The sequence below is a fragment of the Vallitalea okinawensis genome (assembly GCF_002964605.1).
Classification (GTDB): Bacteria; Bacillota; Clostridia; order Lachnospirales; family PQDH01; genus Vallitalea_A; species Vallitalea_A okinawensis.
Window position 1 is genome coordinate 348,726 of record NZ_PQDH01000004.1, and the last position, 15,499, is coordinate 364,224.

At 34.2% G+C, this 15,499-nt stretch carries 11 protein-coding genes and 1 other annotated feature; of the genes, 9 read left to right on the forward strand and 2 right to left on the reverse strand.

The window, feature by feature from the left end:
- The first annotated feature begins 26 nt into the window (after positions 1–26).
- The 7 genes from C1Y58_RS14400 (at position 27) to C1Y58_RS14430 (ending at position 8,236) form a co-directional block, all read left to right on the forward strand.
- Positions 27–3,992 carry a galactose-binding domain-containing protein gene (locus C1Y58_RS14400; protein ID WP_105616757.1) on the forward strand — a complete coding sequence of 1,322 codons (3,966 nt, stop codon included), beginning with the start codon at positions 27–29 and terminating at the stop codon, positions 3,990–3,992.
- A 209-nt stretch (positions 3,993–4,201) separates the two neighbouring features.
- Positions 4,202–4,624 carry a hypothetical protein gene (locus tag C1Y58_RS14405; protein WP_157950110.1) on the forward strand — a complete coding sequence of 141 codons (423 nt, stop codon included), beginning with the start codon at positions 4,202–4,204 and terminating at the stop codon, positions 4,622–4,624.
- Positions 4,625–4,654: 30 nt separating this feature from the next.
- On the forward strand, positions 4,655–5,104 hold the full coding sequence (locus C1Y58_RS14410; protein WP_105616759.1) for a hypothetical protein: 450 nt from the start codon (positions 4,655–4,657) through the stop codon (positions 5,102–5,104).
- A 43-nt stretch (positions 5,105–5,147) separates the two neighbouring features.
- A complete protein-coding gene (locus C1Y58_RS14415) occupies positions 5,148–5,609 on the forward strand; it encodes a hypothetical protein (RefSeq protein ID WP_105616760.1) in 462 nt (153 codons plus the stop codon).
- Between the two features lie 44 nt (positions 5,610–5,653).
- The gene (locus C1Y58_RS14420; protein ID WP_105616761.1) at positions 5,654–6,061 is read left to right on the forward strand and encodes a hypothetical protein; all 408 of its coding nucleotides are present in this window, start codon (positions 5,654–5,656) and stop codon (positions 6,059–6,061) included.
- A 210-nt stretch (positions 6,062–6,271) separates the two neighbouring features.
- Positions 6,272–7,753: a helix-turn-helix domain-containing protein gene (locus tag C1Y58_RS14425; protein ID WP_105616762.1), complete on the forward strand. Its 1,482-nt coding sequence runs from the start codon at positions 6,272–6,274 to the stop codon at positions 7,751–7,753.
- 129 nt (positions 7,754–7,882) lie between these two features.
- Entirely contained in the window at positions 7,883–8,236 is a 354-nt protein-coding gene (locus tag C1Y58_RS14430) for a TehB-like domain-containing protein (RefSeq protein WP_105616763.1), read from the forward strand.
- A gap of 171 nt (positions 8,237–8,407) precedes the next feature.
- Here C1Y58_RS14430 and C1Y58_RS14435 read toward each other — a convergent pair whose 3' ends face one another.
- Positions 8,408–10,174: an alanine--tRNA ligase gene (locus C1Y58_RS14435; protein ID WP_105616764.1), complete on the reverse strand. Its 1,767-nt coding sequence runs from the start codon at positions 10,172–10,174 to the stop codon at positions 8,408–8,410.
- A gap of 66 nt (positions 10,175–10,240) precedes the next feature.
- Positions 10,241–10,505 (reverse strand) — a binding site (T-box leader).
- Between the two features lie 180 nt (positions 10,506–10,685).
- Between C1Y58_RS14435 and adhE the strand changes: the two genes are divergently transcribed.
- On the forward strand, positions 10,686–13,268 hold the full coding sequence (adhE, locus tag C1Y58_RS14440) for a bifunctional acetaldehyde-CoA/alcohol dehydrogenase (protein WP_105616765.1): 2,583 nt from the start codon (positions 10,686–10,688) through the stop codon (positions 13,266–13,268).
- Positions 13,269–13,526: 258 nt separating this feature from the next.
- On the forward strand, positions 13,527–14,432 hold the full coding sequence (locus C1Y58_RS14445) for a 5'-methylthioadenosine/adenosylhomocysteine nucleosidase (RefSeq protein ID WP_278286109.1): 906 nt from the start codon (positions 13,527–13,529) through the stop codon (positions 14,430–14,432).
- Between the two features lie 114 nt (positions 14,433–14,546).
- Here C1Y58_RS14445 and C1Y58_RS14450 read toward each other — a convergent pair whose 3' ends face one another.
- Positions 14,547–15,281 carry a MerR family transcriptional regulator gene (locus C1Y58_RS14450; protein WP_105616766.1) on the reverse strand — a complete coding sequence of 245 codons (735 nt, stop codon included), beginning with the start codon at positions 15,279–15,281 and terminating at the stop codon, positions 14,547–14,549.
- Positions 15,282–15,499: the final 218 nt, after the last annotated feature.

Below are 15,499 nucleotides of genomic sequence, written 5' to 3' on the forward strand. Positions count from 1 at the left end.
GACGTATATTATATGGGGGGAATAAAATGAAAAAAGTAGTAGCTATATTACTGGCACTATTGATAGTAATACCAGCAATATCTGTTAATGCTACAGAGACAGGATCAGTTGATTCAGGAGATTACACAAATGTAGCACTAGGAAAAACAACCAGTGCTTCCTCAGGTGAAAAAAGCTCAAGTTATGCAGTTGATGGAGACGAAGGCAGCCGCTGGGAATCTGAACATAGCGATAATCAATGGATCTATGTGGACTTAGAAGAAACGACTAAGATCTATGGGGTAGAAATTATATGGGAGACAGCAGCAGGCAAAGACTTTACAATTGATGTGTCAGATGATGGTACTAATTGGATAACCATAGAAGAGATGACAGATGGAACTGGCGGCACACAAGTATTTTCATTTGATGAAATAGAGACAAGATATGTAAAGATGAACGGCGTAACTAGAACAACTGGCTATGGGTTCTCTATCTTTGAGTTTAAAGTATTTGGTGTAGAGAATCAGACAGATGACCCGAGTGAAGAAACCATTAATGACAATTATAAGGAAGACTTTGAAGTAACGGTTCAGAACGTTAAGACTGGTAAATTTTTAAGTATAACAGGTCCAGCCTATCAGGATGGTGTAAGTGGTAGCGTTACTGCTGATGCGGAACTGGGAGATGAAGGTACAGTCTTTAAAATGGAGTATACAACATTTGACGGGGCAGCACGTGTTAATGTTCGTACGACAACTTCACCGACTCTTCGCCTAGCGGAGTTTTGGGATCTTCCCGATGGTGTGGGTGCCAGTGTGCTTCCAACTGACAAAAGTATCGGCGGCTGGGAATCTGTATCTTTAGAAGCGCAAGGTGATGGAACAATTTCAATTAGGAGTGGTAGAACGCCACAATATTATCTTGGTATTGACGATGAAGGACATTTAAAAGTTTCTGGTGTGGATAATCCAACAGATGCTGAAAAATTTGTCATTATTACTACAGCGATACCTCCAGCGGTTAGTAATATTACTTTTACTGGAGTAACTGATCAGTCAGTAACAATTAACTGGGGTGATTTGCCATTAGATGCGGTATTTACCGGATATGAGGTATACCGTTCAACATCTAATAACGGCATTTATACAAAGATCGGTGAGGAAATGATAGCAACGTCCTTTACAGATGATACTGTGGAAAGAGGTACTACCTATTACTACTATGTAAAGACTGTTAATGCAGAGAGTCCTTCCAACGAAAGTGGAAAAGCTTCTGTAACAACAGCATCATCAGCACCTCCAACTGGCGGGACGACAGTAAGTGTCAAGCACGATGCTGATGGGATTAAAATTACTTGGGAGACAGTCGAGGGTGCAACTGGATATAATCTTTCCTATGCTGATGGCAAATACAGTGAGTACAATACGATTGCATCCAATATAACATCGACCACATATACGGTCTCATCACCTAATATCTCAAAATATGCTTATTTTAAAGTGCAACCATTAAATGATGGTGGAGCCAGCGATTGGTCAGAAGCTATATCTCTTGAAAACATGATCTTTGGTGATAACATGTATTTCTTCAGTCCTAAAGATGATGTATCAGATGTTAATTCGGTTTTAGGACAGATTTCTGAAGAACAGATAGATGCGCAGTTTGGTACAGGTCGTTATTCAGCTTATTTCAAACCTGGTGATTACAGTACCCTTGATATAATAAAAGTTGGCTATTACACACATATCGGAGGTCTTGGTAAAACGCCTTACGACACCCAGCTTTCAAATCTTGAAACACCAACACCAGCTGGATTCGATAACAATGCAACCTGTACATTCTGGCGTTCGGCAGAGAACTTTACGGTTCTTGGCACGGCAAATGGAACAGGCTGGCATGCAGAGAATTTTAACTGGGGTGTTTCCCAGGCCTCACCCCTCAGACGAATCAATGCATTGAAAGATACATGGTTCCAGTGGAACTATGGCAATGCAAGTGGTGGGTATGCCGCAGATTCTTTATTTGCTACAACGCCAAAACAAGGCTCACAGCAACAGTATTATGTAAGGAATTCTAAGATTACATCAACGAACCCGACTGAAAAGGATGCGGGATGGAACTTAGTATATCAAGGCATGGATGCTGATCTTCCGGCTAGTAACTGGGTTTTAAATGATGGTGACAAGCAATGGGGGAACATTACAAACATTGAAAATACGCCGATTATTAAAGAAAAGCCATTTCTTTATTATGATGAAACAGAAGACGAATATAAAGTTTTTGTACCAACTTGGAGAGAAAACTCAATAGGTGTAAGTTGGTCTCAGAATAATATGGGTGATGGATATTCACTTTCAGTTGAAGAAAATTTCTATATTGCAAAAGCTGATACTGATACCTCAGAAACCATCAATGCTGCATTGGATGAAGGAAAGCATATCTTCTTCACACCAGGAATGTATTTCCTTGATGAACCTATTCATGTAAAGAAAAAAAGTACAATTGTCCTTGGTACGGGTTATGCAACATTGATACCAAGCGAAAATAACTCTGAAGGTGCAATTCGCGTTGATGATGTGGAAGATGTAATTGTGGCAAGCTTATTATTTGATGCTCATTACAGCTCAAAGTATCTTGTTAAGGTTGGGGAAAAAGGTGTTAGCAACGACCATTCTGAAAATCCAATCCTTTTGGTAGACTTATTTTATCGTGTCGGTGGATTCAGAGATGCAAATGTTCACGTAGATGTCTGTCTTGAGGTTAATAGTGATAATCTTATTAATGACCATTGTTGGGTTTGGAGAGCAGACCATGGTGATGCAGTTGGGTGGTATAGAAATACCTGTCCAAATGGTATTATTGTCAATGGCGATCATGTTACGTTCTACGGTACGATGGTAGAACACTTCCAAGAATATGAGATTATTTGGAATGGGGATTATGGACGTAACTATTTCCTTCAGAATGAGACGCCATATGATGTACCAACTCAAGAAGCTTATATGAGCCATGGAGGAACTGTTAATGGCTATGCAACTTATAAAGTATCTAATGATGTTCAGCATCACTATGCAGTCGGGTTAGGTATATACGATGTACTGATTAACAATTATAAAAATCAGGATGAGAATAATGGTATTGAGGTTGGTGGTGATAAGTCTTCGATTTTGATTGCTAATGCAATAGAAGTCCCACATGCACCAAGTGTCGTTATTGAAAATGCGTGTGTTGTATCTATATCAGATGAGCATCTTAAGCCCCGTGGTACAGAGCATATCATTAATGGAATTGGTGTTGGAACACAATATTCAGATATCGGAACCCGTTACCAAATTGTTAAATTCGAAAATGGTATAGGCTATGGTGTTGACAATATAGAGATCAATGGCGCTGTTGAACCTTTAGATGAGGTACTTGATGCAACAAATAAAACAGTAATCGAAGTAGGAGATACTGAGGTAATCTTAGGAGAAGCATTATCAGTAGGTATTAAAGCAAACAGTTCTCAAGAAATTTATGCGGAAGAAATAGCCGTAATATTTAATCCACAATATTTGGTGTTTGGGAATATTGTTTCATCAGATGAAACTAAATACTACATAAGTGATGTAATCCTTGATGAAGCAACAGGAGATATCAAACTTATTATTGTACAAAAGGGTCAGCCACTAGAAGGTGAAGACATATTATTTACTATTAATTTTACCTCTAAAATAGAAGGAACAACATCAGTAAGTATAGTAGATGCTGTATTCACTGATGGAGTCGGCAATGAATATGTTGCAGAGTTGTCATCTGTTCAAATCAATATAGTAGATACAGTTAAACTACATGATCTCAATGGAGATGCTAAAGAAAGTATTGCAGACCTAGGTATGATTTCTAAGAACTATGGCATAGAATCAGAGGACCTGGAATGGAATGATGATGTTGAGAAATGTGACTTAGATAATAATGGAATAATCGACTCTCTGGATTTTGACATTATGATAAGTAGGATATTGTATTAGAAAGGGAAGAGTCATCGACATTTTTAACCATTGGTATGACTACATTACCTATATTAGCAAAAAAACTCTTAAGAGTTAAACAATTTTGTTGGCAAAGGTCACGTAATTCATAAAGAAATTGAATTACGTGTCTTTTTTTGTCTTATCTATCAGTTTGGGTTAGATTAAGTTAACTGAATTGTGGGATAATAAGCGGAAGAGTGTATAAAATGCTTGATTGTCTATTATTGAGTAAAAAGGAGTTTATTATGGAAGAAAAGAATATTAAAAGTTTGATAGAAAAATTTTTGGAAAGATGTATCGATTTACATGTAAGTGAAATAAGATGTAATTACTTTATGGATGAGTTAGAATTAGAATTTAAATATGAGAATAGGCAATCTGTAATTATATTTACATCTTGTTGTGACATACATTTTAGACATGATTTAGGCTTAGATGATAAAAGGTCAAATTATAAGTTATTAAATGGGAATAAAACGCCTTATATACTATATAATATTGATTTTAAACAATCGTCAATCAAGAATATAGAATTACTGTATTTTAATATTGATTTACAAGGATGTATACTAGAAATATATTGTAAGGATATTGTGGTTGAATTTAAGGAGATTGAATCCACCAACTAATATAAACTATTAAATATAAGAGATGATTTTATGTCAAATAAACAGAAGAATTCATTTTGGGTCATACCACTATATATCGTGATTATCTTTCTATTTCCAAGATTTCCATGCAATATTCAGTTGATTCTGTTATTCATTACATTAATTTATTGTCTAATAGTATATATTAAAGATAAAAAGAGGAGTATACCCCTGTATCCAGGTTATATTCTGTTTTCTAGTTCTTTTACCCTTGGATCCATAATTATTTATGTTGTTGCAAAAGATTATTTTTCGATAACTGAAAGTGTATTGATGAAATATATAGTTGCACCTGGTGGATTTGTATCCTTGCTCGCACTTATTAAATATGCTATCGTAAAGTATAGAAAAGGTGATAATGAACAGAAAAGAATAATGAAACTGGCTGCAATATTCTTAATTACTGGGTTATTAATGTGGCTTATTGTAGCAATAAAAATAATAAGCATAAATCTTTAGCTTGCAACTTTATTATCAGGGTACAGTAAAGGAGAAAATGAATATGTGGATTTTTTCAAATGAGCCTATAGGAAAAGGATACAAAGAATTAATAGATTTAGCAGCAATATATTGCAATGAGTTTATTTTAGTAAAGCGTTTTGAAGATGACTTAAGTAAAAACGCTGACTGTTTACTGAAGCATTTAAGTGGTTTTCTAGTGGAAATCAAAGATCAAGAAGAATGGCCAGGTACTCGTATAAGTGGAGGTTATGCTAAGGTATATTATTACATACTTAATAATACAACAAAGGAAATAATAAAAAAATATTCTAAAGGTCTATACTCGTGGAGAGGACCATTACTCTTGGAAGATCTATGTTTTTTAAAAGAAGGTAGAAAGCCATGGATTATCAATATTGCTCATGAACAATTTAGCTATATGAACAATAACACAGATGATGAAATTAATGAATTGAAGGCTATAAAAGGAATAGAGTTAGAAGAATTGGATGTTAATCAATAAAGAAAGGAAAGTATGATAACTTACGAATATCATACAAGAGTAGCATGTCAAAAAAAATTATATCTCAGGTTTTGAGTAATAAGCTTTTTAGGCAAATGAATAAGTATTGGGATACAGATGAGTTTAGATGGTATCCTTTAGTAGAATCTAAATGTAGTGTATTATGTGTAGATGAAGAGCAAATAGATTTTAGCAAACTTAAGCAAGCTTTAGTTGAGCTTTCTATAAAAAAAGTATATGTTATTCATGAATATTACGTAATAGAAGATTATATTTGTGATATCAATGAGTTAGAATTCAAGCAACTCAATATTGAGCAATTTATATTTGATGATACTTTTAAATGGATCATTTATTTTACTCATGAAGGTTATATAACAATTGGGGGGCTTGTGTTAATGAACAGAGTAAAAGTACTTCATAATGAAGAATTAAAACATGTGATCCTATAAATATTATATTTATTCTACTAACAGTTAACGTTGTTAGCAAAGGACATGTAACTCAGATCAATAATCCAGTTACATGTCCTTTTATATTTACAATGTGAGGTGAATTTATGACTTTAACATAAATCTCATTTCACATCTTATAATCCTCAAAAAAGTCAGGATTTTTATTAACAATAATTGTATAATAGAATCAAGGAGCTGATAAGTGATATGCCGAAGAACTATTACAAAGAACTGAATACTATTGTCATTTACATAGAAAGTAACTTAAAAGACAAAATATCCTATACCCACTTCGCTCAAGCTGTGGGCTTTTCAATACCTCATATTAGAGAGATATTTAAAGCAAGATTTAAAAAGCCTCTGGCAAGATACATTCTTGAGAGAAAGGTATCTCATATCGCATATGAATTATCTAAAAGCGATAATACATTAACTACCTTGGCTCTAGAATATGGTTTTGAAACCTATGAGGTTTTCATACGTGCATTTAAACGAATAACGGGAATGACACCTAGCAAATTTCGTAAAAGTTCTTGCTTCGCGGCAATTGGATATATATCATCAGGAGTATATGGACCGCTTATTTATTATAAAATTATGGAGGATGATGAAAAAATGCCTGCTATGAAAAACAGATTTAGTGATTGTGTACTTTCGAGTGTTCCAGCTGTCAACTTTGGAGGGGGTGTGAGGTCTACATTTCCGGCCTGTTTACAGACCTGTTTAGAGTATTTGGGTCAAGATATTGATTACGACTACCTTATGACTGTTAGTGGTACAGCCTTTAGACTCCGCTGGAATACTGAGTGTATTGATGGTGGCAATATAGGTATTTTGAATATTTTTGATGATCCATACAAGCCTTTTAATTTATGCTTTAAAGCTTGTGGACGAACATATAATATACTTAAGAAAGAAGATAACATGACAAAAGAAGATTTCATTCAATTTATTATGAAAGAAATCCAAGAAGGAAAGCCTTGCATAGCTTTGGGAATTGTAGGACCACCAGAAGCTTGTGTTATTACAGGATACCGTGATAATGGGGAAAAATTACTTGGTTATAGTCTGTTTCAAAACGATCCCTCATTTTGTGCCAATACGATCATTGAAGATTCAGGATATTTTGCTTGCAGTGATTGGTGGCAAAACGGAGAAAACGGCGATATTAAACCTGTTTTCTCTATAGGGCAATATAAAGATTATACAATAGACATCCATGAAATTATTAGACAAGCAATAGGCGTTATGGGTGATCGAAACATCAAACAATATGCAAGTGGGCAAAACGCTTATAGTGAAGTTATAAATTTTATTTTAGATGATGATAAGTGGTTGAACTCCAAACTTGATGCAACTTTGTTTGAACAGGTTGTAGTCTATGGGGATGCAATGGTGATGCTTTGCAACAGGGCTTCTGCTGCAACTTTTTTTACAAACTATTCAACTCCTAATTCCCAACTCAAAGAGTTACTCAATCAAATATCAAAGAAGCTAAAGCAGATCGCTGAACTTCCAGAAAAAATGTGCAATGTTCCTCCGATGGGATGGAATATGAGCAGGGAAATGATAGATTGTATTTGTAAGTCAGAAATACGGAAGAAAATAGCTAATTATTTCCTTGAAGCAAAAAAATTAGAAGGTGAGATTATCGATTTATTTACAGAAGCATTGGCTTTAGATATATGATATGTTTATAAGCTGTATAGACATGTCTTGTTACTGTAACATTTAACACTAATCAACATATAATATTAATTAGTTTAGAAGAGTATTTATAAGGAATACTATGATTATATATAGCAAGGAGGAATAATAATGAGATTTCAAGAGAAAAAATTACCAGAGGGAGCAGTAAAAGTTGGTGAAACACCTTTAATGAACGAGGAAACGGTTTTAAAACCTATTTTAAATAAACATATGGCTCCTAGAGGAAAATATGGTTATGTAGTTGTTGAAAAGGGTAGTTTACAATTCGTATGGGAAGATAATATTGAAGATGTACTATTATGCGATAAAGAACATCCAATTGTTATTACTCCAGAAAGATATCATCATGTCATCATAACCGGTGAAGTAGAATTTAAAGTTGAGTTTTATAAAGTTAAGGATATAAGTGACGAAAAACTAGACGAAGAGTCTGTTCGACCTGGAGAGCAATTTGTTAAATAGATGAGTAATGCGTTTATAGAAATGATAAAGATTGACGAGGGTCCTAATAGTTTATTAGGACTTTTCTATTTACTAAAGAATATTCAAAGGAAAAAAATATTCCAGTTGAGAGAGTAAGGGGTTACCCGTAAACTCAGAGTTTACGGGTAAATCCATGTTCAAAATAGATTATTATTGTATAGTAGCCTTAATTCTCCGAACACCTGATGAGGAACTTTCCTCCTTAAGTATTTTGAAAGACCCTAATTTGCGTGTATTTTCTATATGCGGTCCTCCACAAATTTCTTTTGAATAGCCATCAATAGTATAGACTTTAACTTTTCTGCCGTATTTATTATCTAAAACCCCTACTGCACCAGAGTTTTTTGCTTCTTCTAAGCTCATTTCTTTACAAGTAATATTAATCTCTTTTTGTATAGCTTCATTTACAATGTCGCTGACTTTGATGAGTTCATCTTTGGTTAATTTACGATGAAATGAAAAATCAAATCGTAAGCGTTCTGACGTAATATTACTTCCTTTTTGATAAATACTGTCACCCAAAACAGTTCTAAGCGCGCCATTTAATAGATGGGTTGCTGTATGAAGTTTGGTTGTTTGTACACTGTTATCAGCCATCCCTCCTTTAAATTTTGCTTCTGCTCCTTGACGTGACTTCTCTTGATGCTCTTTGAACTTTTCATAAAAACCGTCCATATCCACCATTATCCCTTTTTCAGATGCAAGCTCCTGGGTAAATTCAATAGGGAAACCAAAAGTGTCATACAGCTTAAAAGCGAGTTCGCTACTCAATATTGAACTACTAGAAATATGATTAAAATATTTTTCTGCTTGCTTTAAACCTCTATCAATTGTTTTGGCAAACAAAGTTGATTCTTTATTAAGCTGTGTTAAAATAAACTCCTTGTTCTCAGAAAGTTCTGGATAAACATCACAGTACATAGAAATAATTTTATCTGCTATTTCACAAACAATATTATCAGCACCAAGTTTTTTACAATGTCTAATAGCACGCCTGATAAGTCTTCTTAAGATATATCCTTGCTCAGTATTGGAAGGCGTTATTGCTTTCTGATCACCAAGAATAAATGTAGCAGCTCTGATATGCTCGCAAATAATTCGGAATGATTTTTCGTTATCTTCTATCATTTTTACACCTGTTAGTTCTTCTACCTTTTCAATGATAGGTATAAATAACTCAGTTCTGTAAACTGTATTCTTACCATTCATGATAGCCAAAACACGCTCAAAACCCATTCCAGTATCAACATTTTTCTGTTTTAAAATAGAATAAGTGCCATCAGCATTCTTGTTATATTCCATAAATACATTATTCCATATCTCCACATATTTTCCGCAATTACATGCAGGACCACATGTTTCACTACATTTTGCTTTTCCTGAATCAAAGAATATTTCGGTGTCTGGTCCACAAGGTCCTGTCAACCCAGCAGGACCCCACCAATTTTCTTTTCTTCCATAAAAGAAAATCTGATGATCCTTTAAGCCTTTTTCCATCCATATTTCATAGGACTCATCATCTCGAGGAACATTTTCATCTCCTTCATAAACTGTAACAGCTATGTTTTCAATGGGAATGTTTAATTTTGTGGTTAGAAAATCATAACTCATTGAAATTGATTCAGCCTTAAAGTAATCCCCAAGGGACCAGTTCCCGAGCATTTCAAAAAAGGTTAAATGAGTTAAATCACCAACCTCATCAATATCACAGGTACGTACACATTTTTGAATGTCTACAAGTCTTTTCCCTAGCGGATGTTTTTCACCTAGTAGATATGGAATTAAGGGATGCATACCTGCAGTTGTAAACAATACACTGGGGTCATTATCAGGTAATAGTGAAGCAGAGGCAATTGTTTTATGACCTCTTTCTTCAAAAAATTCAATATACATTTGCCTAAGTTCGTTTGCTTTCATTAATTTCATCTCCTCTATTAATATTTATTTCAAAATAAAAAAGTCCTAAGTCGAATATGAAATTCAACTTAGGACGAACTAACAAGCCCGCGTTACCACCTAACTTCAGAGAATAACTCTGCACTCTGCCGGTACAGAGCAAGACCCGATACCGCTATCCCTTTATACGGCGGATACTCCGTCGAAGCCTACTTAGATTACTCTGTTCGGTTCGCAGCTCCAAGACTGCTTCAATATCACTCTTGTAAAGACTCTCAGCTCAGCATACAATGCCTCTATCTTCTCTCTGTGACTCAAGTTGATATTTACTATCTCTCTTCATAGCTTTTAGAATTATTTAATTTTAACTAGTATAACATAGATTATTTTTCTGTCAAGTACATATAAGATTATTTATTTATTATATGCATGATAATTAGATAAATAAATATTAAACTACACATAATGTAATTAAATAGAATCATCATAATAAAGTAAATACTTAACAATCATTGTTGAAAGGGTGTCATAAATGAAGGTAACTAATGTAGATGAGTTGACGCGTAAAATAAATGAATTAAGAAAAGCACAAAAGCAATTTTCTACTTATTCTCAAGAACAGGTAGATGAAATTTTTCGTCAAGCAGCTATGGCTGCCAATAATTCTAGGATTATGCTTGCAAAAATGGCAGTTGAAGAGACAGGAATGGGACTGATAGAAGATAAGGTAATAAAAAATCATTTTGCTTCAGAATATATTTATAATAAATATAAGAATGATAAAACATGTGGTGTTATAGAGAGGGATAACTCATTTGGAATTACAAAGGTTGCAGATCCTATTGGTATAATTGCTGCTGTTGTGCCAACCACTAATCCAACGTCAACTGCTATATTTAAGGCATTAATTGCGCTAAAGACAAGGAATGGTATTATATTTTCACCCCATCCAAGAGCAAAAGGTTGTACTATTACAGCAGCTAAAATTGTCCTTGAAGCTGCAGAAAAGGCTGGTGCTCCAAAAGGAATTATTGGATGGATTGATGAACCTTCAGTTGAGTTATCAGCAGAAGTAATGAAGCAATCAGACTTAATTCTTGCAACAGGTGGTCCGGGAATGGTTAGAGCCGCATACTCCTCAGGGAAACCGGCAATTGGTGTTGGAGCTGGTAATACTCCCGCAATTATCGATGATACAGCTCATATTAAAATGGCTGTAAGCTCTATATTATTATCAAAAAGTTTTGATCATGGTGTCATATGCGCTTCAGAACAAGCAGTATTAGTGTTAGATGTTGTTTATGAAGAAGTAAAAGATGAGTTTTCACAAAGAGGTGGCTACTTACTTAAAGATGAAGAGATTGAAAAGGTAAGAGGAATAATACTGAATAATGGGAAATTAAATGCCAATATTGTTGGACAGTCAGCTCTAAAAATTGCTGAAATGGCTGGTATAACGGTTCCAGAGGATACAAAGGTTTTAATTGGTGAAGTTGAATCTGTTGAACTTGAAGAACCATTCTCTCACGAAAAATTATCACCTATCTTAGCCATGTATCGGGTAAATACTTTTGATGAGGCACTAACAAAATCCGTTCGATTAGTAGAGCTTGGAGGTTTAGGACATACATCAGTACTTTATACAGATCAAATAAAATCCAAAGATAGAATTGAAAAATTCAGTCAAGCCATGAAAACAGGAAGAACAATCATTAACATGCCATCATCACAAGGGGCAATTGGTGATTTATATAACTTCAAACTGGCACCATCATTGACTCTTGGCTGCGGTTCTTGGGGTGGTAACTCCGTAACAGAAAATGTCGGGGTCAAACATCTGATTAACATCAAGAGTGTAGCTGAGAGGAGAGAAAATATGCTCTGGTATAGGATTCCGGATAAAGTATACTTCAAATACGGATGCCTTGGTATAGCATTAGAAGAATTAAAAGATATGCAAAAAAAGAAGGTATTTATTGTAACAGATAAAGTACTCTATGACTTGGGATTTGTAGAGAAGATAACCCATATCTTAGATGAGTTAGATATTGACCATACAGTATTCTTTGATGTTGAACCAGACCCAACACTTGCTATAGCTAGAAAGGGTGCGGATGAGATGAGAAACTTTGAACCTGACACCATAATTGCCTTAGGTGGTGGTTCACCAATGGATGCTGCTAAAATCATGTGGGTAATGTATGAACATCCAGACGTTCGATTTGAAGATCTCGCTATGCGATTTATGGATATAAGAAAACGTGTCTATCGTTTTCCTAAGTTAGGACAAAAGTCTATTATGGTTGCTATTCCTACATCAGCAGGTACTGGTTCTGAAGTCACTCCATTTGCAGTCATTACCGATGAGCAAGAAAGTATTAAGTACCCGCTGGCAGATTATGAATTAACCCCCAATATAGCCATTATTGATAGTGAGCTTATGATGAATATGCCGAAAGGATTAACAGCTGCTTCTGGCATTGATGCCTTAACCCATGCTATTGAAGCTTATGTGTCTATATTAGCGTCTGAGTATACCAACGGTCAAGCATTAGAAGCTATAAGATTAATATTTAAGTATTTACCAGATGCTTATCATGAGGGAACAACGAATATCAAAGCAAGAGAAAAAATGGCACATGCTTCAACTGTAGCAGGAATGGCTTTTGCTAATGCTTTCTTAGGAATATGTCATTCAATGGCACATAAATTAGGTTCTATGCACCACCTACCACATGGTATTGCTAATGGATTATTGATAAACGAAGTTATTCGTTTTAACGCTGTGGACAATCCAAGAAAACAAGCGGCATTTCCACAATATAAATACCCTAATGTTAAATGGAGATATGCTAGAATTGCAGATCATTTACAATTAGGTGGTAATACTGAAGAGGAAAAGGTAGAGCTTTTAATAAAGGCTATTGATAAGCTAAATGCAAAAGTTAATATTCCAAAATCCATTAAAGAAGCAGGAGTTTCCGAAAAAAAATTCTATGAAACATTAGATGAAATGTGTGAGCAAGCTTTTGATGATCAATGTACAGGTACAAATCCTAGATACCCTCTTATGAGTGAAATAAGGGAAATGTATGAAAATGCTTTTAATAAATAACTTCTTTACACTTTCCCTTTAAAAAGGGAGATATGTCGAAAAGGATGAACAAGAGATAATTATGAAGAATTAAAAAAGAATGGTCAAGACTAAAATATACTTTAGTCTTGACCATTACCCCCACCTCTTTAGACGTATTCATCCTCCTTGCAGAAAACACTTGATTGCATATCAAAAGTATGGTATAAATAACTATCGAACAATTTTTATTGATTTGTAAATAATGTTCGAATATAGTTTACCAAGGAGGATAAAAGAATGATCAAAAAGTTAAATGCATTGATAGCAGTAATGGTAGTGTATATGATGATTTTTACTGGCTGTACAGTAACTTCTGCGAGTACTACAGAGTCTAAAGAGGTTACAGTATCCTCAGAACAAGTAACAGAAACTGTAATAACAGAACCGGTTATTAAAATGATGAATACAATTGGTATCATCGGTGCTATGGAAGAAGAAGTAACAATTTTAAAAGATAAAATGGATATTGAAAAAAAAGTACAGGTAGCAGGAATGACATTCTACCAAGGTACATTACATAATCAAAATATTATTTTGGCTCGTTCGGGTGTGGGTAAGGTTAATGCAGCTACATGCGCACAGCTTATGATTACATTATTTGATATTGACTATTTAATAAATTCTGGTGTAGCAGGTGGAATGTACGAAGAATTAAAACAAGGTGATATTGTAATATCTACAGATGCAGTACAGCATGATTTTGATGTAACAGCACTAGGAGAGCCTTTAGGAGAAATATCAAGATTAGGTATTACATACTTTGAGGCAGATGAGGATTTAATTAACCTATCCGAAAAAGCAGCTGAAAGCATCAACTTAGAAGATGTGAAAGTGTTTAAAGGTCGTATTGCAAGTGGTGACCAATTCGTAGCAGGTGGAGCTTTAGAAGAAAGAATTCAAACAAACTTTGCTCCTTACGCAGTTGAGATGGAAGGTGCAGCCATTGCACATGTTGCTTACTTAAATGAAATACCATATGTTATCATTCGTGCTATTTCAGATAATGCTGATGGTGAAGCTGAATTATCTTACCCTGAGTTCTTACCGATAGCAGCAAAAAATGCAAGCACATTATTAGAGGAAATTATTCGACTTGCAGAAGAAGAACTTCCAGTACTTTCTCCATCTGTAGAGTTAAAATAGAAAATAAACTAAACTTATAAGAGAGTTTCTGTTAAATATAAGCCATGTTAATTCAGTTTTCATACTTGATTAACATGGCTTTTTGTATGTTTAGGTGCAAATGGTTTAGTGGTCCTATATGTCATTGTAATCTTTTACGGCAATATAAAATTCTATAAAATCAAAATCATTGAAGAAAAGCTGTTTTAAATCATGTACTTCAACAATTTCGCCTATTAATCTTAGATTGTTTTCCTCAGCGAACCTATTAATTAAACTTATAAAAAAGCTATTCTCAACTAGCTTTTCTCTAGGATAGAAACAATGTATAAAAGTATCATGGGAATAAACAAAATCTTCATTCTCAGAAACTTCGATATGAACATCATAACCCTCTAAGGTTTCTGTGTCAAAGTTTGTTATAAACAACTGTTTGCCTTGCATGTCTTTTGAAATTGAAAAGTTTGAAGGGGCGGGTGTATCCACCTTTTTGAGCTTAAATACTCTTTGAATAAGTTGTAAATTCACTTCTCTTGAAGTTGGCATTTCATAAGTTTCTTTTAATACATCTCTTTGATAGTTAAGTTTTTCAATTTCATTATTGATTTGCTTTATATGCTTATCAATAATTTCTTTTTTATCATCAATAGCGTCTCTTTTTAGGAGTTCCTTTATTTCTGATATACTGAAACCCAAGTTTCTGTAAAAGTTGATTTTATATATTTTAAAGTAATCTTCATCGGTGAATGCGTTATAGTTATTATCATCTTTTTTAGTCTCAAGTAGACCTTTCTTTTGCCAATGTCTTATGGTATCTTTACTAATTCCAATAAAATTACTTACTTGCCCCATTCTATATCTGTTATTCATCTTAGCATATCCACCTCCTAAAAATATTTTAACATAATTTTTAAATTTTATGTTGACTATTGACTTGGTCTACACCTTAGAATTCTTCTAGGGATGATAAAAATCCATAAGGTTAACTTTTATTAACGGATAATATTACGTAGAGGTGACTAACTATTAAAAGTCAATAGTTTTTTGAGAAAAATTCTGAAATAAAAATGGGCATGACAAATAAGCCT